The 19241-nt window shown below is 55.6% G+C and carries 17 protein-coding genes and 1 tRNA gene; 7 read left to right on the top strand and 11 right to left on the bottom strand.

The annotated features are described in order from the left end of the window. Positions 1-181: 181 nt before the first annotated feature. The gene (locus tag JO972_RS13265) at positions 182-835 is read right to left on the bottom strand and encodes a helix-turn-helix transcriptional regulator (protein WP_309490549.1); all 654 of its coding nucleotides are present in this window, start codon (positions 833-835) and stop codon (positions 182-184) included. 121 nt (positions 836-956) lie between these two features. Between JO972_RS13265 and JO972_RS13260 the strand changes: the two genes are divergently transcribed. The 3 genes from JO972_RS13260 to JO972_RS13250 all read left to right on the top strand — a co-directional run bounded on the left by JO972_RS13260 (position 957) and on the right by JO972_RS13250 (position 3378). Then, positions 957-2102 (top strand): KamA family radical SAM protein, encoded by a 1146-nt coding sequence (locus JO972_RS13260; protein WP_309490548.1) that lies wholly within the window; start codon positions 957-959, stop codon positions 2100-2102. Between the two features lie 107 nt (positions 2103-2209). Next, a tRNA-Arg gene (locus JO972_RS13255) sits at positions 2210-2286 on the top strand. Positions 2287-2514: 228 nt separating this feature from the next. Further along, positions 2515-3378: a TlpA family protein disulfide reductase gene (locus JO972_RS13250; protein ID WP_309490547.1), complete on the top strand. Its 864-nt coding sequence runs from the start codon at positions 2515-2517 to the stop codon at positions 3376-3378. Between the two features lie 54 nt (positions 3379-3432). On the opposite strand, the gene JO972_RS13245 is transcribed toward JO972_RS13250, so the two are convergent. Continuing rightward, the gene (locus tag JO972_RS13245; protein ID WP_309490546.1) at positions 3433-4191 is read right to left on the bottom strand and encodes a CbiX/SirB N-terminal domain-containing protein; all 759 of its coding nucleotides are present in this window, start codon (positions 4189-4191) and stop codon (positions 3433-3435) included. 200 nt (positions 4192-4391) lie between these two features. Between JO972_RS13245 and JO972_RS13240 the strand changes: the two genes are divergently transcribed. Continuing rightward, a complete protein-coding gene (locus JO972_RS13240; protein WP_309490545.1) occupies positions 4392-4970 on the top strand; it encodes a hypothetical protein in 579 nt (192 codons plus the stop codon). 107 nt (positions 4971-5077) lie between these two features. Here JO972_RS13240 and JO972_RS13235 read toward each other — a convergent pair whose 3' ends face one another. The 3 genes from JO972_RS13235 to JO972_RS13225 form a co-directional block, all read right to left on the bottom strand. Continuing rightward, positions 5078-5806, bottom strand: coding sequence for a phosphoadenylyl-sulfate reductase (locus JO972_RS13235; RefSeq protein ID WP_309490544.1), 729 nt, complete (start codon positions 5804-5806; stop codon positions 5078-5080). Between the two features lie 25 nt (positions 5807-5831). Next, positions 5832-7550 carry an NADPH-dependent assimilatory sulfite reductase hemoprotein subunit gene (locus JO972_RS13230; RefSeq protein ID WP_309490543.1) on the bottom strand — a complete coding sequence of 573 codons (1719 nt, stop codon included), beginning with the start codon at positions 7548-7550 and terminating at the stop codon, positions 5832-5834. Positions 7551-7619: 69 nt separating this feature from the next. Then, positions 7620-9392, bottom strand: a complete 1773-nt coding sequence (locus JO972_RS13225; RefSeq protein WP_309490542.1) for an assimilatory sulfite reductase (NADPH) flavoprotein subunit — start codon at positions 9390-9392, stop codon at positions 7620-7622. Positions 9393-9679: 287 nt separating this feature from the next. Between JO972_RS13225 and JO972_RS13220 the strand changes: the two genes are divergently transcribed. Together JO972_RS13220 and JO972_RS13215 are read left to right on the top strand one after the other, a co-directional pair. Beyond that, entirely contained in the window at positions 9680-11212 is a 1533-nt protein-coding gene (locus JO972_RS13220; protein WP_309490541.1) for a hypothetical protein, read from the top strand. A gap of 151 nt (positions 11213-11363) precedes the next feature. Further along, positions 11364-12125 carry an SDR family oxidoreductase gene (locus JO972_RS13215; RefSeq protein ID WP_309490540.1) on the top strand — a complete coding sequence of 254 codons (762 nt, stop codon included), beginning with the start codon at positions 11364-11366 and terminating at the stop codon, positions 12123-12125. 202 nt (positions 12126-12327) lie between these two features. Here JO972_RS13215 and JO972_RS13210 read toward each other — a convergent pair whose 3' ends face one another. The 6 genes from JO972_RS13210 to JO972_RS13185 all read right to left on the bottom strand — a co-directional run bounded on the left by JO972_RS13210 (position 12328) and on the right by JO972_RS13185 (position 18222). Continuing rightward, positions 12328-12903 (bottom strand): PEP-CTERM sorting domain-containing protein, encoded by a 576-nt coding sequence (locus tag JO972_RS13210; RefSeq protein WP_309490539.1) that lies wholly within the window; start codon positions 12901-12903, stop codon positions 12328-12330. Between the two features lie 171 nt (positions 12904-13074). Beyond that, entirely contained in the window at positions 13075-14577 is a 1503-nt protein-coding gene (gene cobA, locus JO972_RS13205; RefSeq protein WP_309490538.1) for a uroporphyrinogen-III C-methyltransferase, read from the bottom strand. Further along, complete coding sequence (hemC, locus tag JO972_RS13200; protein WP_309490537.1) at positions 14574-15497, bottom strand: hydroxymethylbilane synthase; 924 nt, start codon at positions 15495-15497, stop codon at positions 14574-14576. Before hemC ends, cobA begins: the two co-directional genes overlap by 4 nt. Next, the gene (gene hemA, locus JO972_RS13195; RefSeq protein WP_309490536.1) at positions 15494-16480 is read right to left on the bottom strand and encodes a glutamyl-tRNA reductase; all 987 of its coding nucleotides are present in this window, start codon (positions 16478-16480) and stop codon (positions 15494-15496) included. The genes hemC and hemA overlap by 4 nt, the downstream gene beginning before the upstream one ends. Positions 16481-16494: 14 nt before the next feature. Then, positions 16495-17262: a cytochrome c biogenesis protein CcsA gene (gene ccsA / locus JO972_RS13190; RefSeq protein WP_309490535.1), complete on the bottom strand. Its 768-nt coding sequence runs from the start codon at positions 17260-17262 to the stop codon at positions 16495-16497. 93 nt (positions 17263-17355) lie between these two features. Then, complete coding sequence (locus tag JO972_RS13185; protein ID WP_309490534.1) at positions 17356-18222, bottom strand: hypothetical protein; 867 nt, start codon at positions 18220-18222, stop codon at positions 17356-17358. 104 nt (positions 18223-18326) lie between these two features. Here JO972_RS13185 and JO972_RS13180 point away from each other — a divergent pair, with 104 nt between their 5' ends. Beyond that, entirely contained in the window at positions 18327-19226 is a 900-nt protein-coding gene (locus JO972_RS13180) for an alpha/beta hydrolase (RefSeq protein WP_309490533.1), read from the top strand. Positions 19227-19241: the final 15 nt, after the last annotated feature.

The following is a 19241-nucleotide window of genomic DNA, read 5'->3' as shown; positions in this document are numbered from 1 at the left end:
ATTTAACCGGACTTAATATTTCACAAAAACCTTTTTCGTTTCAAAAAAATACACGATTCGGAAAACTTAACTATTCACTCTGCTTGAACATGGTGCAAAACGGCCTTTGTATGAGTGATTTCTCACCTCAACCACGAAGTTGTTCTCACCCATAAAAGCGTCTGAATAGACCCCAGCCCACTCAGCCCAGGGTGCTGATGCGGTAGACGGTGCATTTTACCCCCTGGCTGCCTTTTTTCTCCACCCGATCCACTTTGCTCCCCAAGGTTTGTTCGATCATACGGGTTTCGAGGGTGATGAGGCCCGGATAGGCTTGAAAAATCCGCTGCAAGGGATGGTGGTATTCCTCGATCACAAATCCCTCTTCAGGGGAATACTGACAGTGGCAGAAGTGGCCGGCCTTGATGCGAGCATCGGCAAAACGGGTGGCTTTTTCCACCAGCGACTGCCCGGCACTCACCACCGAGAGCCAGTGGTCGCGCTCTTTCTCGAAATAGTGGAAGAGAAGCTTTTCCGGTGCCGAGTCGCCAAAGGAGTTTTTCACTCCTTCAAGCAGGTCCAAGACCAGCGCGCCACCGCCATCGGGGAAGAGCGGATCGCATTTGGCTGTCAGCTTATAGAGCTTCTGCGGCCTACCCACCTGCACCCGCGGCACCCGCCAGACCTTCAGATAGCCTAGCTCTTCGAGCTTCACACAATGTTGCTTCACGCCCATGTAACTCATTTCCAGCATTTTACTCAACTCAGGAATGGCCAAGCCTCCGGAGCGTTTCAGCTCGCCAATAATCGCGAGGTAACTGGGTTTACAAACATCGAGAAGGGCCTGGGGAAACATCGCCCCAATGCTACTGAGGCTGCGCCGCTAATCCAATCTTCATTTGGATAATTATTCGACGACCGGCTTTTCTAACGCAGTCCTTTGACAAACGCCCAATCCCCCTTAAAGTCATCGCAAGATGTCGGACATCACTTTTCAATCACACACGCCAGGATACTGGCCTGACGCCGATCAGGACGACTGGGACAATCACGTATGGCAGCTAAAGAACCGGGTGACCTCTCTCGAGGGCCTGGAGAAACATCTCAACCTCACCGAGGAAGAGCGCGCCGGAGTTCTGCTCTCTGGTAATAAGCTGGCCATGTCCATCACGCCGCACTTTTTCAATCTGATCGATCCAGACGATCCCACCTGCCCGGTCCGCCGCCAGGTGATCCCACGGATCGAGGAAACCTTGACCGATCCGGCAGAAATGTCGGACCCCTGTGGCGAGGATTCTCACATGCCGGTGCCGGGGCTGGTGCACCGCTACCCGGACCGCGTGCTGTTTCTCGTGACCGATCGCTGCGCCTCCTACTGCCGCTACTGCACCCGCAGTCGTGTGGTTTCCGGAGTGTCCGAGCAGAAGTTGGAGACTCAGTGGGAAGCTGCTTTTGAATATTTGGAAAAAACACCCGAGGTCCGCGACGTGCTGATCTCTGGAGGCGACGCCCTGCTGTTCTCGGACGCCCGCTTGGAACGGCTGCTCAAGCGCCTTCATGCCATTCCCCACATTCAATTTGTCCGGATCGGTTCACGCATTCCGATTTTCCTCCCTCAACGCATCACACCCGCGCTCTGTGATATGCTGAAGAAGTATCACCCGCTGTTCATCTCCATTCACGCGAACCATCCGAAGGAACTAACCTCCGAGGTGCGTGACGGATTGGGCCGACTGGCTGACGCCGGTATTGTCATGGGTAATCAGTCGGTGCTGCTCAATGGCGTCAACGACTCCGTGGAGGACCAGAAAGATCTGGTGCATAAACTTCTGATGTGCCGTGTGCGTCCCTACTATCTCTATCAGTGCGACCTCATCGAGGGCTCGGCGCATTTGCGCACCAGCATTCAGAAAGGCATCGATATCATCGAAGGGCTGCGTGGCCACACTTCCGGCTACGCCATCCCCCAATACGTCATCGATGGTCCAGGAGGCGGTGGAAAAATCCCGGTCAACCCGGATTATGTGGTCAAACACGATGATGGAGGCATCACCTTGCGTAATTATGAGGGGAAAAAATTCCATTATCCGGCAGTGTCCACCTCACCGATCGACGTAAAATAAGGCCAAACTCAAGAGATCTGAAAAAAATGCATGTTTTTTACCGAGATGTCTTGACCTTAACTCCGCTTTATGGCTTTTTGCGCCCGCGCCGATGAAGCGCAAACAGTGCACCCGTAGCTCAGCTGGATAGAGCGCCTGACTACGAATCAGGAGGCCAGGGGTTCGAATCCCTTCGGGTGTACCATTTTTTTCTCTCCTTCATCTTCCAGACCATTTGCCGTCTGAAATTTAATTACTCACTGAGCCCTAACTGGCTCAGTTTTTTTTACCCACTCGCCTCTTCACGGGATCACAGTTAGTTGTTTGTGACGAAGTTTCCGCAAGGTCATTTTCATGCCTCTGGGTTTTCGCAAAAACTCCCTTTCATAATCGCTTCCCTCCTCCGGTCTGTTATGGGTGGCGTTAAGCATTTATGAAACGAACATCATTCTACGCCAGCCTTGGCCTTGCCTTGAGCAGTCTGCTCATCGCCGGCCCCGCCCAAGACATTGTCAACAAACACGCCAAAGCCACTGCCGCAGAGCTTGAGGCCTACCTGAAGGAAAACCCCGACGCCGAGGATAAAAGCCGCGCCCATCAAGCGCTGTTGGTCTCCTACAACACCACTGGTGAAACTCAAAAGAGCATCGGCATTTTCCAAGAGAAATTCGATGCCCTGGGATCAGGCGCCGAGGTCCCGACCATGGCACTCTACAGCACCACCAACAGCCTGTGTAATCTGATGCTGAAAGCTGGCATGAAAAAGGAAGCGGGAGCCGTGGTGGCGCAAGCGATCGAAAAAGCCACCGGCAACCCAAAGGAAGCACAGCTCAAGCAGGCATTCCAAACTTTGCAGGGTCGACTCAACAAACCGGGCAAAGGTGACACCATGGCGATGAAGTTCACCAGCGTGCAGGGCGAGGAGATCGACTTGGCCGCGATGAAAGGCAAGGTTGTGCTCATTGATTTCTGGGCAACTTGGTGCGGCCCATGCATCGCCGAGCTGCCGCACGTGATGAAGACTTACGAGAAATACCACGAGCAAGGGTTCGAGGTCATCGGCATTTCCCTCGATAAGAAAAGCGACAGAGCGAAACTGGAGGCCTTCATTGAAAAGAGAAAGATGCCTTGGCCCCAGCACTTCGAAGAAGAACAGTCCGGCAATCGCTTTGCCATCGAATATGGCATCACCAGCATTCCTGCCACTTTCTTGATCGGTAAGGACGGCACGATTGTCGCCACCAACCTGCGCGGCGAGGCGCTTGAGAAAACCGTCGGCGAGCACATCGCCAAGTAAACTTCGGTTCCAGATTTAAAATCAACGGACGTCCTCACATGGGGCGTCCGTTTTTTATTGCCCCCAGATGCGCACAATCGCCTCAATCGCCTCGGCAAAGCGAGGTGAGGTGCCCAGCGCGGGTGCGAGTCGGACCTGCCGGCCACTCAGCTCGTGGGTCACACCATGGACTGCGACGCCCGGTTCGATGCCGAGGTCGGCCGGTATATCCCAACCGCCGTGCTGACCGTCATTGAGCAGGAAAGGCAGAATTACCACCTGCCGGCAGCTCGCCACGGAGGCCCACTCGTCCACCTTCGGAGGCTCCTCCAGCCACAGGTCAGCCACCTGACTCCACGCACTCTGAGCCCGCAGTTCGGCGAGGTGGGATTTTAGCGTCTGTTTAGAGCAGGTGTTTTTGGTGGAACCGTGACCGATCACTAACAGGCTCGTCTGCTGCGGTGACCAATCGCCTAACACATCCTCCGCCGCCGCTTGCATGAGCTCCACCATCAGAGGATGCGTTCCTACCGGTGGACAGTAGCGCACCTGCCCTCCCTGCTCCGCCAGCTTCAGTTTTACCGGGATCACCTGCCGGGTGAAATACCCCTCCGCGAGAAAATCCGGAACAATGCAAACCGTCTCCGCATTCAAGCCCGCCAAGAGTTCGGCATCGATGAACGGTTCCTCCTTGAGAAAGGCACACTGAACTTGCTTGTATCGACCACTGGAACCGAGCGTCTCAGCATGCATTCGAACCGATTGCGACGAGTCCGGATGCTTGCTCGATCCATGACCGAGAACCAGTAATGCCGTGTCTTGCTCCTCGTTCATGAGACCAAGGCTAAATCAGTTATGAACTAAGAAAAGGCATTTCAAGATTGTCTAAACGCTTTTTTTTCAATCTAATCGAATGTGAATTCTTTATCTCGCGTCATATCGTCCAGATGACCATTTGCTCGAACAATGAACGAGCGAGGCATCGCATTCACACCCCCTACTACCTGCACAAAAAACAAACCCTACACAACGCTATGAAAAAATACACCCCACTCCTCGGAGCCGCGTCACTATCCTTCACCCTTTCCAGCTGCTACATGCCTCCGGGCGCGTACTATCCACCCGGTGGCGGCACACCTCCCGGCGGAGGAATCACACCTCCTGGTGGAGGAATTGTCCCCACTCCCAAAAAATACGAGATCGATAGCTACCGCATCACCGGCATCCGTATCTATCAATTGCCCAAAAGAAAATCAGGCAGTATCCCATGGGACCCCAGCTTGGGAAACACGCGTAACCCCGATGTCTTTGCTGTGCTGAAATCCAACGGACGCACCATCGGCACCTCAGTGACCCGACATGATCACAGCCCGCGCAACAGCACCTACCTAACAGTCAACAGCTCTTCCATGAACTTTGATCGTCACCGCCGAGTGCACGTCGGACTGTTCGACCGCGACAGATCGAACAGCGACGAAATCGGTGGTTACAACATCACCGTGCCGACACCTGCCAGCCGCCAAACCAGAGCGAAAAAAACGGTTAAATACAGAAACTCCAACGGAGATCTCTATTACGTCGTGGATTTCTCCTACACCTGGGTGCTGAGATAAATGACGGGACTGATCAACGAACATCCTTCCCTACCTCGCCGCTACGTTGCTACGTCGGCGAGGTTTTTTTGTGCACTTCACCTCACAAACCCTCCCTTTCGGAGCGCTTAAATCTGGAAATCCTGGGCGCCGGAATCGAGGTGCAGACCGCATTCGTATTTAGTGCCTCCGAACCTTGAGCTCTCGGCCGATTCGCCTTCGCCTACAGGTTGGGTGGAATGCCAATCGCCCATCGTGGCGTAACCTTCGGACTCCAGCGGGTGCTTGGGAAGCTTCTGATCGTAGAAATAGGCGGAGACTTGCGGATCCGACCAATCAAGGATGGGATATACCTTGAGCGTCTGCTTCTGCTGCTCGGCAAACTGGCGGTCAGCCCGGGTGCTGGATTGCGATCGGCGTAAGCCGCTGATCCAGATGTCAGTGCCGAGCTCTTGCAAGGCGCGGTTCATCGGCTCGACCTTGTTGATCAGGCCGTAGCGATTGTTCCCCTCCTCCCCCTGCTCCCAGAGCTTGCCGTAGAGTGCCTCTTGGCGAGCTGCTGTTAGCTTTGGCTGATAGACTTTGACATCGATGTTCAGCGTCTCGATCAGCTGCTCGGCATACTGATAGGTTTCCGGGAAAAGATAGCCGGTATCCAGCCACACCACCGGGACCTCAGGGGCGTTTTCGCTCACCAGATGCAGCATGATCGCCGCCTGCAGACCGAAACTGCTGCTGAGCACCAGACGCGAGCCGAACTCAGCGTGCAGCCACTTGATGCGGGCAGGTGCTGACATTTGCTTGAAGGCTGCATTGACTTTATCAACTTCGCTTTCTTTGAGGATCGGTTTTGCCATGGCGTTCATTGGGAGATGGTGAATGTTAGACCGCAGCTTCTGCCGCGATATTTTTGTGGAAATTGTTTCCAGCTGTGGTCTCGGCCACGTATCCGGCGCGGATGGTGAAATCGCCGAAGCGTTCACCCTCTTGACGGTTCTTGGCATAGTCACGGATGATGGGCGACAGCAGAGCTTTGATATCGTCGCCGGAAACGGATTCACGATAGAGCTTGTTCAGGCGCTGCCCATGGAAGCCGGCACCGAGGTAGACGTTGTATTTGTTAGGCCCCTTGCCGACAAATCCGATCTCCGCGAGGTAAGGCCGGCCACAGCCGTTCGGGCAGCCGGTCATGCGGATGGTGATGGCATCGTGACGCAGTCCGCACTCTTCCACCACCTCTTCCAAGTTGGTGATGACGGTGGGCAGGTAGCGTTCGGCCTCGGCCAGCGCCAGACCACAGGTTGGCAGGGCCACACAGGCGATCGAGTTCAGTCTGAGCGCGGTCCGTTCGTGAGTCTTGAGGATCTTGTATTTTTCCAACAAGGCCTCAATCTCGGGCTTTTGCTCGTCGGTGATGTTAGAGATAACCAAGTTCTGGTTCGCGGTCATGCGGAACTCGCCCTGGAGCACCTTGGCGATCTCGGCGATGCCGGTTTTCATCGGGCAGGACGGGGTATCGAGCACCCGACCACCAGGCACGAAGAGCGTCAGGTGGTGATTACCCTTGTCATCGGTGACCCAGCCAAACTGGTCGCCATTGGATTCAAATTTGAAGTCGCGGGCGGGTTCCAGTTCATAGCCCAGATACTCATTGAGCTTGGCGAGAAAGCCATCGGCGGTCATACGCTCGACGGTGTATTTGAGACGGGCCCATTTGCGGTCGTCGCGGCGTCCGAAGTCGCGCTGCACCAGCATCACCTTCTCGGCCACATTCACCGCCTGCTCCGGCGTGCAGAAGCCAATCAGATCGGCAGTGCGTGGGAAGGTTTCTTCCACCCCGTGGGTCATGCCCATGCCGCCACCGACGGTGACGTTGTAGCCGACGATTTCCCCCTCTTCGACGATGGCAATGAAGGAAAGGCACTGCGCATAGATGTCTGTATCGTTATGCGGTGGGATGGCGATGTTGATCTTGAATTTCCGCGGCAGGTAAGTTTTGCCGTAGAGCGGTTCTTCGAATTCTTCGCTGCTGATGACCTTTTCTTCATCGAGGAAAATCTCGTGGTAGGCACGGGTGCGTGGCATCAGGTGGGAGCTGATGTCGTTGGCCAGCTGCACGGCTTCCGAGTGCACCTCGCTGAGGTGTGGGTTGGCGTTGCAGATGACGTTGCGGTTAACATCGCCACAGGCGGCGATAGTGTCCACAGCCACCTTGTCCATTTCTTGGATGGAAGCCTTGAGGTTGTTCTTGATCACCCCGTGCAGCTGCCAGGTCTGGCGGGTGGTGATTTTCAGGGTGCCGTTGGCGTATTGATCGGCGATCCGATCCATCGCCAGCCACTGCTCGGGCGTGGCCACCCCACCGGGCAGACGCACCCGGATCAGAAAGCTGTAGGCCTTGTCCAACTTCTTCTTACGACGACCAGCACGCACATCGCGATCGTCCTGCAGATACATGCCGTGGAACTTGCTCAGCTGTTGGCTGTCGGCGGAAATGGCACCGTTGCTGGTGTCCGCAATTTCCTCTGCCAGTGTGCCACGCAGGTAGTCGCTGTTCAGTTTCAGTGGCTCGTTGGCCGAAAGTTTTTTCTCTTCACTCATTGTCTTAAAAATTGTTCTCGGCTCGCCAGAGCCAAGTGGTTTGCTTGTTCCTTTTTCTATTTCCCCAGATTAATACACATCGCGCTGGTAGCGCTTGTCCTTCTTCAGTGCGGCCAGGTAGGCGTCGGCTTCTTCGGGCGACTTGCCACCTTCCGTGGCGATGATTTCCAGCAGCGCATCGTGGACATCCTTGGCCATGCGGGAGGCATCGCCACAGACGTAGAAATGCGCACCCTTTTCCAGCCACTGCCAAAGCTCCTTGGCATTCTCCAACATCTTGTGCTGCACGTAGACTTTCTCCGGCTGATCCCGCGAGAAGGCGACATCGAGACGCGAGAGGCTGCCGTTCTTGAGGTGGTCTTGCAGTTCCAGCTGATAGAGGAAGTCCTCGTTGTATTTCTGATCGCCAAAGAACAACCAGCTATCCCCCTTGGCTTGCGTTTCCGCGCGCTCTTCGACGAAGGCGCGGAAGGGCGCGATGCCGGTGCCGGGGCCGACCATGATGATCGGGGTGTCGCCATTTTCCGGCAGGCGGAAGTTCTTGTTCTTGTGCACGTAGACAGAAACCGGGGTCCCCTTCTTGGCGTCGTCTGCCAGGTAGGTGGAGGCCACGCCCTTGCGGGACTTACCATGACTCTCGTAGCGCACGGCGGCCACGGTGAGATGCACTTCGCCCGGGTGGGCCTTGGGGCTGGAAGCGATGGAATACAGGCGCGGCGGCAGCTTGCGCAAGATGTCTACAAACTGCTGTGCGGTGACCGATTTTGCCGGGTGCTCTTCCAGCAGATCGATGATCTCCCGACCGTAGCTCCAGTCCTTGAACTCCCCCTTGGCGGCATCGTCGAGCAGTTTGGCCAGCTCCTCCGAGCCGGAAATCTGCTGCCAGGCACTGACGATTTTGCGCGACAGCCCGGTGATATCGAGATCCTCGGTGAGGGCGGCGGAAAGCTTCTTGTTGCCCACACCTTTGACATCCACGGTGGCATCAGCATCCAGTCCACTGGCCTTGAGCACGGCATCCACCACGTCCTTGGCATTGCGCGGAATCACCGCGAGCACATCGCCAGGCTCATAATCGAAACCGGATCCCTCGAGCGAGAATTCCAGGTGGATGGTTTCCTTCGCCGAGTGGTCGCCGCTGAGCAGCTGGTTATCGATGACTTCCGCTGGGAACGGGTTCTTTTTGTCGTAAACTTGGGCCACTGGGGCAGCGAAATCAGCCACCGCCGGTGCAGCGGCCGCTGCGGCATCACCGAGCACTTTCCAGACGGAATCACTCCACTGCTGGAAGGATTCTTCGTAGTCGACATCACAGTCGACCCGATCCGCCACGCGCTTGGCACCGAGCTTTTCCAGTCGGGCGTCGATTTGTTTGCCGGTTTCGCAAAATTGATCGTAGCCGGTGTCGCCCAGCGCACAGACTGAGAATTCCACCCCGTCCAGCGAGACATCGGCGGACATCAGGTCCTTGTAAAATTCTTCCGCAGCCTCCGGCGGATCGCCGTCGCCCCAGGTGCTGACCACCACCAGCAAGCTGCCGGCCTCTTTCAGCGCGGACGCGGTGGTCTCGGACATATTGACGATCTGGGCCTTGAAGCCTTTTTTCTTCGCCGTCTTGAAAACCTGCTCCGCCAACTCCTCCGAGTTCCCGGATTCCGTGCCGTAAAGCACCGTCAGCTTTTTCGCTGCGACCGGTTGAGCGGTCGCTGCGGCATCCGATTGCACACCGGACAGAAAACCACCCAGCCACGCGACCTGTGGCGGGTTCAAGGACGACAACATTCCCGAGAGTTGCTGCTGCTGTTCGGGAGAAAATGGAGAGTGGGCTGGAAACTTAATCATTAGCTTGTTGATCAACTTACTTCGTGTTCACAGAAAAGAATGCCTCAGGTCGGCCGACATGCAAGACGAATTGTGAATAAAAGCTGACATTTCAAAACCGAGCCTCCGCCCTGGTGCTCGGTCACCAAGAAATACGCCCCTTTCAAAATTCTTGGCTCATGTGTTTAAGAAAAACACGAGAACTCCTCCTAATCGCCCCCTCCCCCAGCAGAACTAACAGAGATTCATTAATTTTTAGAGTGACGAGGCTGCACGAACGATTATTCTAACAATAATCTATCTCCTCCATGAAATTCAACAAAGTTATCCGCAGCATTTCCACGAAGAACGATTTAAAGCGCTTTTGCAGTGCCTATGTCGTCGATCATCGAAACCTTCAGGAGGATGAAATCATTCCCGCTTTGGAGAAAACGGCCCCTCAATACTTTTATCCGGAGAACGTAGAACAAGCTTGGCGTGAATGCCGTCTCCATAAGGAACAAGACATTCGCCTCATCGCATGGATTATGCTGACCCACGTGCTGCTCAACAAAGACGACTTCATGTTAGCCGTGGCAGAGACGGATAAAGAAGTCATTGAGTGGGAAAGGCTTGTCATCGATGCTGCCAATGAGAATCCACAACCCACTAATGGCACGAGTGCCAAAAACCTCGATCTCTTCCGCTTTGTTTTAGAGACGGCCTGGGATCAAGATAATGACATCACACCCGACGAGCAAAACCTGATTTCAAACCTGCGGAGACGGCTCAATATTACTGAATTCGAGTATCGGGTCATTGAAGCAAGCTTAGGAAAGTTTCCACAACCCGGTAATGAAGTCCACCTCCGCAGCCACGTCGATTCCGCACGTAGACACCTTCAAACGGCAGGATTTATCACGATGGTGCGTGATGATGACGGTCAGGATTACGATATTATACCGGAAGAAATCGCAGCATGTTTACGACAAATTCTCGGTATTGAAATACGCCAACATGGTTATCAAGAACTCCTGAAATACAAGGCAGTGAGAAAGAAGAGCTACTACATCGAGACCTTAAAAAAAGTTGATTGTCACCCTAAAGGATCCGAAACTCTGGAAGAGCTTCGGGATCTTATCATCCATCGAGTAAAACCCTCGATTTTACTAGGAGGAACAACGCCAAGGGATGGTCTCGCACATGATGCGATTGTCGACTGGTGTCGCGATTTAAATCTGCAGGTATCTGGCACAAAAGCCGAAGTCATGGCTCGGATCATCGGCTTTTACGATCACCTCAAGCAACGTGACGATGAGGTCGAAGACGCACGCACCTACTGGTTTGCAGAATACCTCAAGTTTGCGGCTCGCGACCATGCTTACCTTCGCGCCCAACAGCTCATAGAAAAAGATATCGAGATTGAGCGAAAATTCGAAGATGCCACCAAGTATTTGTTCGAATTTAAATTAGGCCACCGTCCACTCAAACAAGTCGGAACGGAACACGCCGATGGTGCGTTGTCTCATGGCGACGGACTGATTCTCTGGGATAACAAATCCAAGGAATTGCCCGTGCATCTTCCCGACCACATCAAACAGTTCGCCCGTTACATCTCCGCATCCGAAAAACGCGTTAGCGCCTTCCTTGTTATCGGACCGTCCTTTACTCCCGAAAGTGCTGTCACAGCGATGAGTTTCTTCGTTGAAAAACAGACGATCATCACACTCGTCACAGCAGAAGAACTTAAAAACCTTGCCGATTCTTGGGAGAAAAAAGGTGATCAGAAAAGCCGCGGCAGCTTTCCCTTAGGATTCCTCATCCAACAAGGCCGATTCAATCCCGACCTCATCAATATCTAATGCATTTCATTTCTCGGTAGTTCCGCCCATTGCGTATACCCCTGCCCCTTATTGCCTCATTCTATTAACAAACCTACGCCCCTCATTTTCAGGGAAAAGATGACGCGACGCAGTGCATGTGCTATCTAATACCCAACCCATTTCCAATCCCATGCCGAACACCACCAAGACCACTGTGCTGACGACCTTGAGTCGTTTGTTTCTCGCTCTCGCATTCCTCGTTTGTTTACCCAACTGCACGCAGGCGGAAGATGAACCTTTGACGGTGTTGGTCACGGGGGCGAATCGGGGGCTGGGGTTAGAGCATGCCAAGCAGTGGACGGCGGCGGGGCACAAGGTGATTGGCACTGCGCGCAAGCCGGCCGAGGCCAAGGAGCTGAAAGCCACCGGCGCCCAGGTGCTGCAACTCGATATCACCAGCGATGACGACATCGCCAATCTCGCCAAGGAGCTGAAGGGACAAAAAATCGACGTGTTGATCAACAACGCGGGCTACATGAATCGGGGGCTCAATCGCGAGGCGCTGCAGCGTTGTTTCAATATCAATGCCACTGGTCCCCTACTGCTCGCCAAAGCGCTCCAACCGAACCTGAAGCTCTCCAAGCACCCGAAGATCGTCAACATTTCATCGGGTCTTGGCAGCATTGCCCGCACGCGTGGCAGCTACGCCGCTTACTCGATGAGCAAGGCGGCGCTGAACATGGCGACCCGACAACTGCACGGTCAGCTGGCCGGTGATGGGTTCATCGTGATTTCCCTGAACCCGGGACACAACAAAACCGACATGGGTGGTGCCGGTGCACCGCTGGATCCGAAGGACAGCGTGCCCCAAATGCTCAAGCTGATCACCGGGCTGAAGCCGGATCAATCGGGCAAATTCTGGTATATCAACGGCTCGGAAGTGCCTTGGTAGTTGCTTCCATCCGAGTTGCAATAACGTGCCGAGCTAATTCAGGCGGAGGAAAGCACGGACACGGCAAAAGGTCCTGAATGTTACGGTGCTTCTACGTGCCACTCTTTGATCGCAAAAGACGCTAAACATGCGAAATTCTGCGGGACTTCTCCGAACTTGATGGCCATGAGGTAAAACTCCGCCGTTGATCGGCACGAGGGGTTTAGGCGCGTGAGCGGCGGAAGATCAGAGCGAGGCTGGCGAGTCCTAACAACGCGGTGCTGGGCTCGGGCACTGGGGCGGCTTGAATCTCTGAAAAGGTGAAGCCGTCACCCACGGCCTCTTTGATTCGGAAGCGAAGAAAAAACTCATCGGCATCCACGGGAGCCGTGCTGCTTAAATCGGCACTGAAGGTATCCGTAGAGGTGGTGAACGGCTGCAGATTGACCTCACTCAAGAAGCTGCCGGTATCGGTGTAATAGAGCACCCAGAGCTGCCATTCGCCATCGACGATTTGTTGCTCAGGAGTCACCTGAATGGAGCCGAAGCTGGAAAGATTCAACCGCGTGGTGCCATCGATTTTCCAATCAACCAATCGATCCACGCTCGGCACATCCGATGTCATGGCCACGCCGGAAGCGACGAGCTCCAGCGACATATTGAGCGGAGCGGTGAAATAGGACAGGTCCGTCAAATCATCGGTCAAAACCCCGTCAATCACTGTCTGGGCAGCCAAGGAGCTACCCGACATGATCGCCATCGACAGGAAGCCGATGGTAAGAGGTTTTTGCCAACGCATGATCATTGGAGCAAAAGTTACACAGCGAGAGCGATGGATCAAAGAGGAAAAGTAAACATTTGTTCATTACTTAGCCTCACTAAATGTAACCCCGACTCGCTCGCAACGACTGCTAATTTCGGGAGGGATCATCCCTCTCTATGACCATGTCAGAAACTTAATCCCAAGCCACTAGCTCAGGGTTTCCACGATGGTTTTGACCAAGCCTTCAATGTTGTGGTCCTCGGCTTCGACGATGTCGGTTTTGCCGAGTTCATTGAGCTTGGCGCTGGTGATCGGGCCAATGCTCGCGGCCTTGCAGCCGTCTGGCCATGGCAGATCGAGATCGTGGAAAAAGCGTGCCGTTGAGGAGCTGGTGAAGGTCACCAGATCGGCGCCCTCACTCCGGAAGCGCTCGGCAGCGCCCGTGGGATCGGAGGTTTCGGCTTCGATGCTGTAGGCGACGCATTCATCGACGATGGCGCGCTGCTCGTTCAAACCATCGGTGATGACGGAGCGGGCGTTTTTGGGTCGGACCCAGAGGATGGTCTGGTTCTCGATATCGTGTTCGTCCTTGAAGGCATCCACCAGCCCTTCGGCGATGTGTTTTTCGGGCACCAGATCGGCGGCAAAGCGGTATTCCTCCACGGCCTGCTGGGTGCCGGGGCCGACCACAGCAATCTTCACGCCACCGATGCTGCGGGCGTCTTTATAGATAGAGAAAAAGCCATCGAAGAAGCGACGCACGCCATTGGTGCTGCTGAACACCAACCAATCGTAGGTGTGGGCGCTGGCGACCAGCTCGGCGAAATCACGTTTGTCCTCGGGATCGACGATGCGTAGCACGGGGAGCTCGAGCACATCGGCTCCGAGCGCGGTGAGTTCGTTGACCAGTCCGCTAGCTTGCTCCTGGCTGCGGGTAACGACGATACGTTTTCCGTGCAGCGGACGATCTTCATGCCATGTGATTTTTTCCATTTCTTTGATGATGTTGCCAATGACTCCCACAGCGGGAGCCTTGAAATTGTGTTCCTCCACGAGGTCCGCGATCGTTGCCAGCGTTCCGGTGAGGGTTTTTTGTCGGCCCGTGCTCGCCCAGCGTGTCAGGGCGATGGGGGTTTCGGGAGTGGCGCCATGCTGCATCAGATTCGCGCAAATATCGCGGATGCGGGCCACGCCCATGAGAAAGACCTTGGTGCCCGGGGTTTTGGCCAGGGCTTCGTAATCGACGCCTCCCTCGGTTTTCCCCTCAGCTTCGTGGCCGGAGAACAAGGTCAACTGCGCCCCATATTCGCGGTGCGTCAGAGGGATACCCGCGTAGGTGGGACCGGCAAATGCCGATGAGATACCGGGGATGATTTCAAACTTCAGACCGGCTTCCGCCAGCGCTGCTGCCTCTTCGCCCCCACGACCAAAGATCATCGGGTCGCCGCCTTTCAGTCGGACCACCACCTTGCCCTCGCGCACCTTGTCCACGAGCAGCTGATTGATTTCCTCCTGGCGCATTTTGTGGCACTTAGCGCGCTTGCCGACGTCGATTTGTTCGCAGTCGCTTTTCGTCCAAGTCAGCAGTTCAGCACTGCTCAGGGCATCGTAAACCAGCACATCGGCTTCAGCGATGCACTGCTGCGCCTTTAAGGTCACCAGGCCGATATTTCCCGGTCCAGCACCGGTCAGGTAGCAGATTCCCTTCATGCGAGGTTATTGAAAAGTTCGAGAGCCACCTGCTCCGGCACATTGGATGGTCCGGAGACGCTGGCCTCGGTGGGATTGGCATCGCTGTGCTCATCGAACACCCGACCTAACATCTGCAAACGAGCACCTTGAATGTGCGAGCGCACACCGACCGGGGTGTGACAGCCGGCATCGAGCAGACGAAGGAACTCGCGCTCGGCGCGGCAGAGAGTCATCGAGGGCTGGTGAGTGATCGCCTCGGCGCAGGCGCGGGCGTCGTCGTCGTCCTTACGGATTTCAAACCCGACAATCCCCTGCCCTGCGGCGGGGTAAAAACGAAGTGTGTCCAGCGGAACCGCGTGCAGGCCGTCGATTTCCTCACCCAGGTTATAACCCAAGCGCACCAAACCGGCCTCGGCCAGCATGATGGCATCGATGTCATCCTGGTCGCGCAGCTTCTGCATCCGAGTGGGAACGTTGCCGCGGATATCGACCACTTTGAGGTCAGGCCGCATCCACTTGAGCTGTCGTTGACGGCGCACGCTGCTGGTGGCCACAGTGGATCCTTCAGGAAGAGCGAGTAAGCCGCCGGGGGCTTGGGACACGATGACGTCGTTCACCGGAGCACGCTCGAGCGCCCCGACGATGGCAAAATGGTCCGCCAGCACGGTAGGCACATCCTTCATGCTGTGCACGGCGATATCGATCTCGCCATTTTCCAGAGCCACTTCCAGCTCCTTGATGAACACTCCCTTATCAATAACACCCTCGGATTTGGCCACCTCGGAAAGCGGCACATCGGTGCGGCGATCGCCAGTGGTGGTGATCACCTGACGAACGATTTCGCGGTCTGGAAATTGGGCACGCAGGGCGGCCTCAGTCATTTCCGCCTGAGCGAGCGCCAGGGCGCTGCCGCGGGTGCCTATGATTAATGGTTTCATGGTTTGATTTCCTCTTGGATCATCTCTTCGCAAATTCGGACTTGCTGAGCGCGAGACTCTCTGGCCTCGGAAGCAAGTTGCTGTAATTTATCGATGTCGTAAAGATAGACTTCATCGATTTCACCCACCGCAGCCTCGATGTCACGCGGCACGGCGATATCAATCAGGAAAAGCGGCCGGTATTTCCGCTTGCGACGCACCGCCTCGATCTGGCTGGCGGTCAGCACCGGCTCGGACGCACCGGTGGACGATACGATGACATCTGCGGTAGCCAGCGTGCCTTCCCAGCAGTCGAATGGCACTGCCTCGCCCCCCAACTCCTCGGCCAGCTCGACCGCGCGTTGATTGGTCCGGTTCGTCACGGTGAGATCGGTGGCACCGCGTGAGAGCATGCTGCGGGCGACCTGACGGCTCATTTCCCCCGCCCCAATGACCATCACATGGCTACCCTTGAGATTGCCAAAAATCTTCGCGGCCAGATCCACGGCGACGCTGCCGACGGATGTCTGCCCTTTTTGGATGCTAGTGTGCGTTCGGATGCGTTTCCCCACGGAAAACGACTTTTGGAAAAGTTTGTTCAGCACCCCCTTGGTGGCACCGGAGGCGAGCGCTTGCTGGTAAGCCTGTTTCACCTGACCAAAGATCTCGGTCTCGCCCAAGACCATGGAATCGAGACCGCAGACGAGTCGGAACAGGTGGAGCTTCGCCTCATCGCCAGTTTTCTGATAGAGGTGCTCCATGGCCACCTCGCTGTGGCTGCTGGCGAGATGTTCGTTGAGGATTTTCGCTCCGTAATCGGCGTGTTCGGCGGCGACGTATATTTCCATCCGGTTGCAGGTGGATAGCACCACACTCTCGGCGATGGTGCTCAGCTCGATGATTTCGCGGGCTTTTTCCCCCAGGGCATCAGCGGCCACGGCAAAGTGCTCCCTCACCTCGACAGGTGCGGTTTCATGATTCAATCCAAGACAAACAAGTTCCATCTAACAAAATCCGCTTAGAGCAGCGGGAAAATCAATAATGAAAGGATAAACAAGATCACCGCCGCCAGGGACAACTTCCTGGGTGGCATCCCCCGTCGCCACTCGATGAACAATAACACGGCATAAGCCAGCCACTGGAAGACGGCGACGATTAAGTGGGTGCTCAGGGTCTCCGCGCGCTCCATCATCAAGCCGCAAATGATCCCCAAGGTCAGAATGGAAAAGCCGAGCACGAGGAGCCGCATGACCACGCGGTTCAGCTCACGGACGGGTGGCAGATTTTTGAACAAGCCGTTCTGCATGTCGGCATCCTTCAAGCGACGGTTCAAGGCGAGGAACATCATCCCAGCGACGGCGGCCAAGCCGAGTGCGCCGTAGGCCAGCACGGAAAATGCCGCGTGGCTCTCGCCCCAGGGGTCGATGTGATCGACGTGTGGTGGATTCGGATCCAGCATGCCGGGAATCAGCGCCACGGCTAATAAAAAGGCGACCAAGGGCGCGGTGAACACACCCAGCAGCGACAGACGGAAGACAGAACCGACCATCAGGTAGAGCAGGGTCAGCGACCAGGCGGAGAAGATCATGGCCTCGCCGGTATCGCCCAGCGGGCAGGCACCACGCATCTCGCCACGCATCCCCAGTAAAACCAGCTGCGCCATGAAACTGAGTAACATCCAGACCATGGTCCAGCGCGAGCGCACACCACGGTGCACATAGCTCGCGCCCTGCACAGCGGCAGCCGCTGCGAGTATGGTGGCGATGATGAGCATCCAGATATCCATGGCGGGAGACTCCATGCACCTCCACCGGCATTTATTCAAGCCGATATCCGAGATTGCGGTGACATTGACAGAATCTGCGGAGTCCGCAGGGGTCTATCGGCGCCCCAGCACCTTGGCTGCGGTGGCGGCATCGATGGTGAAACGCTCACTGCCGGTGGCCTTGGGTTTCTTACCCTTTTCCACCTGATACTGAAACACCTTCACCGGTTTCACCCCATTGATTTGGGAGAAAACATAGACCCGCAGGGTCAAAGGATCGTCGCCCTTGTAGCCGGGCAGATCCTTGATGGAATACCAGATGGAATTAACGCCATCGCGACCGCCACCGATCACCACTTCCGCCTGCTGGGTGTCCTGGAAGCGGTGCTTGCTCAGGCTATTGATCGAGACCTTGACCTCGCGGCCCGGGCAGAAGGCGTATACCTTGGTGATGTATTTTGCCGCACGAACCACGATGGGGTTCTGCGGAATTTTACCGTTCGGCTTAAACGCGGCATCATCGAGGTAGCTGAGGTTTCCAGACTGAATCTGTTTCCGCACATCCTTCAAGACACTCAGATTGACGAACTCCGCATTGTCGTATTTCCAGCCACGATTTTGATACACAAAGTTGAGCACCAGTATGTTATCCGTCGGTTGCCCGCCGATACCGAAGTCCACCTTACCGAAGTAGATGAGCTTCGCGGTCACCCCCTGACTGTTAGCGCGCAGCAACTTCAGCCCGTTGATCGATGGCGGAGGGGTTGGTGTTTTGAAGATATCAGTGGGGAAACGGCCTTTTTCCGAGAGGATGCGATTCTGAATGGCGAGTTTCCGGTGCTCGGCGGTGGATTGTTTCCAGGCATTGTAGTTCTTACCCACCATGGCATTGCGCCAGTATTGATAGACGTTCTGGAGGTTTTGCGCCAAGGCAGCCGATGGCTGACCGCTGGCGGCCTGGGCGGAAAGCTTGGAACCCATGCCAAGCGAAAGAAGGGCGACCGAGGTCAAGAGAATTAATTGCATCCGTTTCACGCTTTCCATTGGACAATAAATCCAGACAAGGGCAAACCATTTCTTAGCACTTGCTCTCCAAAGCCCCCCATTGCGGCGAGAAGTGGCGGAAATACTCGATCGACATGGATACCCTTTCTCAGAACAGCGCGCCTACCGAGCCACTGTTAGAACAACGCGAACGTGAACTTCTCAAAGACGCTCAGACTCATGTTTACCAAGTTGAAAACGGCTGTCAGCTGAACGCCTACTGCTTCAACCCGCCCAATCATTCGGTGGACGAGCCGAAACCGGCGATCATCTTTTTCCACGGCGGCCTTTGGGACGTCAGCATGCCCACTCAGTTTGCGCCGCACTGCATGCACTTCGCCAGCCGAGGCATGGTGGCCATCACGGTGGAGTATCGCATTGGGCCGAAGCACAACGCCAGTCCGGTCGACGCCTTCGAAGACGCTCAGATGGCCATGCTGTGGATGCGCCACAACCACGCCAGCCTGGGCATCGACCCGGAACGTATCGTCGCTGTAGGCGCCGCATCGGGTGCGCACATGGCTCTCTCCCTCGCCATGCAACCGGAGGTCTTGGAGGTCGAAGGATACAACCCACGCCCCCAAGCGGTGATCGCACTCAGCGCACTGGTCAACACCACGCGCAAAGGCATCGAGAGCGGTCGCTTCCCGGATCTGAAAACGGCGACCAAGCTCAGCCCCTCAAGCCACATTCGCCGACGCCTGGTCCCCAGCCTCTTTCTCCATGGAAAATCCGACACCATTGTGCCCTTCGAGCAGGTGCAGAAATTCACCAAGGTGATGAAGCGAAAAAAGAACGCCTGTGAACTGATCGATTTTGAAGCCGCGAACCACAGCTTTTTCAACTTCAACGTCAGCGCCAAGCACTTCGAAATCGTGCTCAATTCCATGGATGCCTTTGTCAGCGATCTGGGTTATATTGAGCCCATGGAATACCTGTAAGCCCGTCCGCTTGCA

This window comes from Oceaniferula flava (assembly GCF_016811075.1).
Taxonomy (GTDB): domain Bacteria; phylum Verrucomicrobiota; class Verrucomicrobiia; order Verrucomicrobiales; family Akkermansiaceae; genus Oceaniferula; species Oceaniferula flava.
The sequence above is the reverse complement of the archived record's forward strand: the minus strand, read 5'-3'. Positions and strand labels throughout refer to the sequence as shown.

What these genes read in the sequence shown, in the direction of transcription:
- JO972_RS13265 (WP_309490549.1), bottom strand. Translation starts at nt 835, where the DNA reads ATGTTTCCCCAGGCCCTTCTCGATGTTTGTAAACCCAGTTACCTCGCG.
- JO972_RS13260 (WP_309490548.1), top strand. Translation starts at nt 957, where the DNA reads ATGTCGGACATCACTTTTCAATCACACACGCCAGGATACTGGCCTGAC.
- JO972_RS13250 (WP_309490547.1), top strand. Translation starts at nt 2,515, where the DNA reads ATGAAACGAACATCATTCTACGCCAGCCTTGGCCTTGCCTTGAGCAGT.
- JO972_RS13245 (WP_309490546.1), bottom strand. Translation starts at nt 4,191, where the DNA reads ATGAACGAGGAGCAAGACACGGCATTACTGGTTCTCGGTCATGGATCG.
- JO972_RS13240 (WP_309490545.1), top strand. Translation starts at nt 4,392, where the DNA reads ATGAAAAAATACACCCCACTCCTCGGAGCCGCGTCACTATCCTTCACC.
- JO972_RS13235 (WP_309490544.1), bottom strand. Translation starts at nt 5,806, where the DNA reads ATGGCAAAACCGATCCTCAAAGAAAGCGAAGTTGATAAAGTCAATGCA.
- JO972_RS13230 (WP_309490543.1), bottom strand. Translation starts at nt 7,550, where the DNA reads ATGAGTGAAGAGAAAAAACTTTCGGCCAACGAGCCACTGAAACTGAAC.
- JO972_RS13225 (WP_309490542.1), bottom strand. Translation starts at nt 9,392, where the DNA reads ATGATTAAGTTTCCAGCCCACTCTCCATTTTCTCCCGAACAGCAGCAG.
- JO972_RS13220 (WP_309490541.1), top strand. Translation starts at nt 9,680, where the DNA reads ATGAAATTCAACAAAGTTATCCGCAGCATTTCCACGAAGAACGATTTA.
- JO972_RS13215 (WP_309490540.1), top strand. Translation starts at nt 11,364, where the DNA reads ATGCCGAACACCACCAAGACCACTGTGCTGACGACCTTGAGTCGTTTG.
- JO972_RS13210 (WP_309490539.1), bottom strand. Translation starts at nt 12,903, where the DNA reads ATGCGTTGGCAAAAACCTCTTACCATCGGCTTCCTGTCGATGGCGATC.
- cobA (WP_309490538.1), bottom strand. Translation starts at nt 14,577, where the DNA reads ATGAAGGGAATCTGCTACCTGACCGGTGCTGGACCGGGAAATATCGGC.
- hemC (WP_309490537.1), bottom strand. Translation starts at nt 15,497, where the DNA reads ATGAAACCATTAATCATAGGCACCCGCGGCAGCGCCCTGGCGCTCGCT.
- hemA (WP_309490536.1), bottom strand. Translation starts at nt 16,480, where the DNA reads ATGGAACTTGTTTGTCTTGGATTGAATCATGAAACCGCACCTGTCGAG.
- ccsA (WP_309490535.1), bottom strand. Translation starts at nt 17,262, where the DNA reads ATGGATATCTGGATGCTCATCATCGCCACCATACTCGCAGCGGCTGCC.
- JO972_RS13185 (WP_309490534.1), bottom strand. Translation starts at nt 18,222, where the DNA reads ATGGGTTCCAAGCTTTCCGCCCAGGCCGCCAGCGGTCAGCCATCGGCT.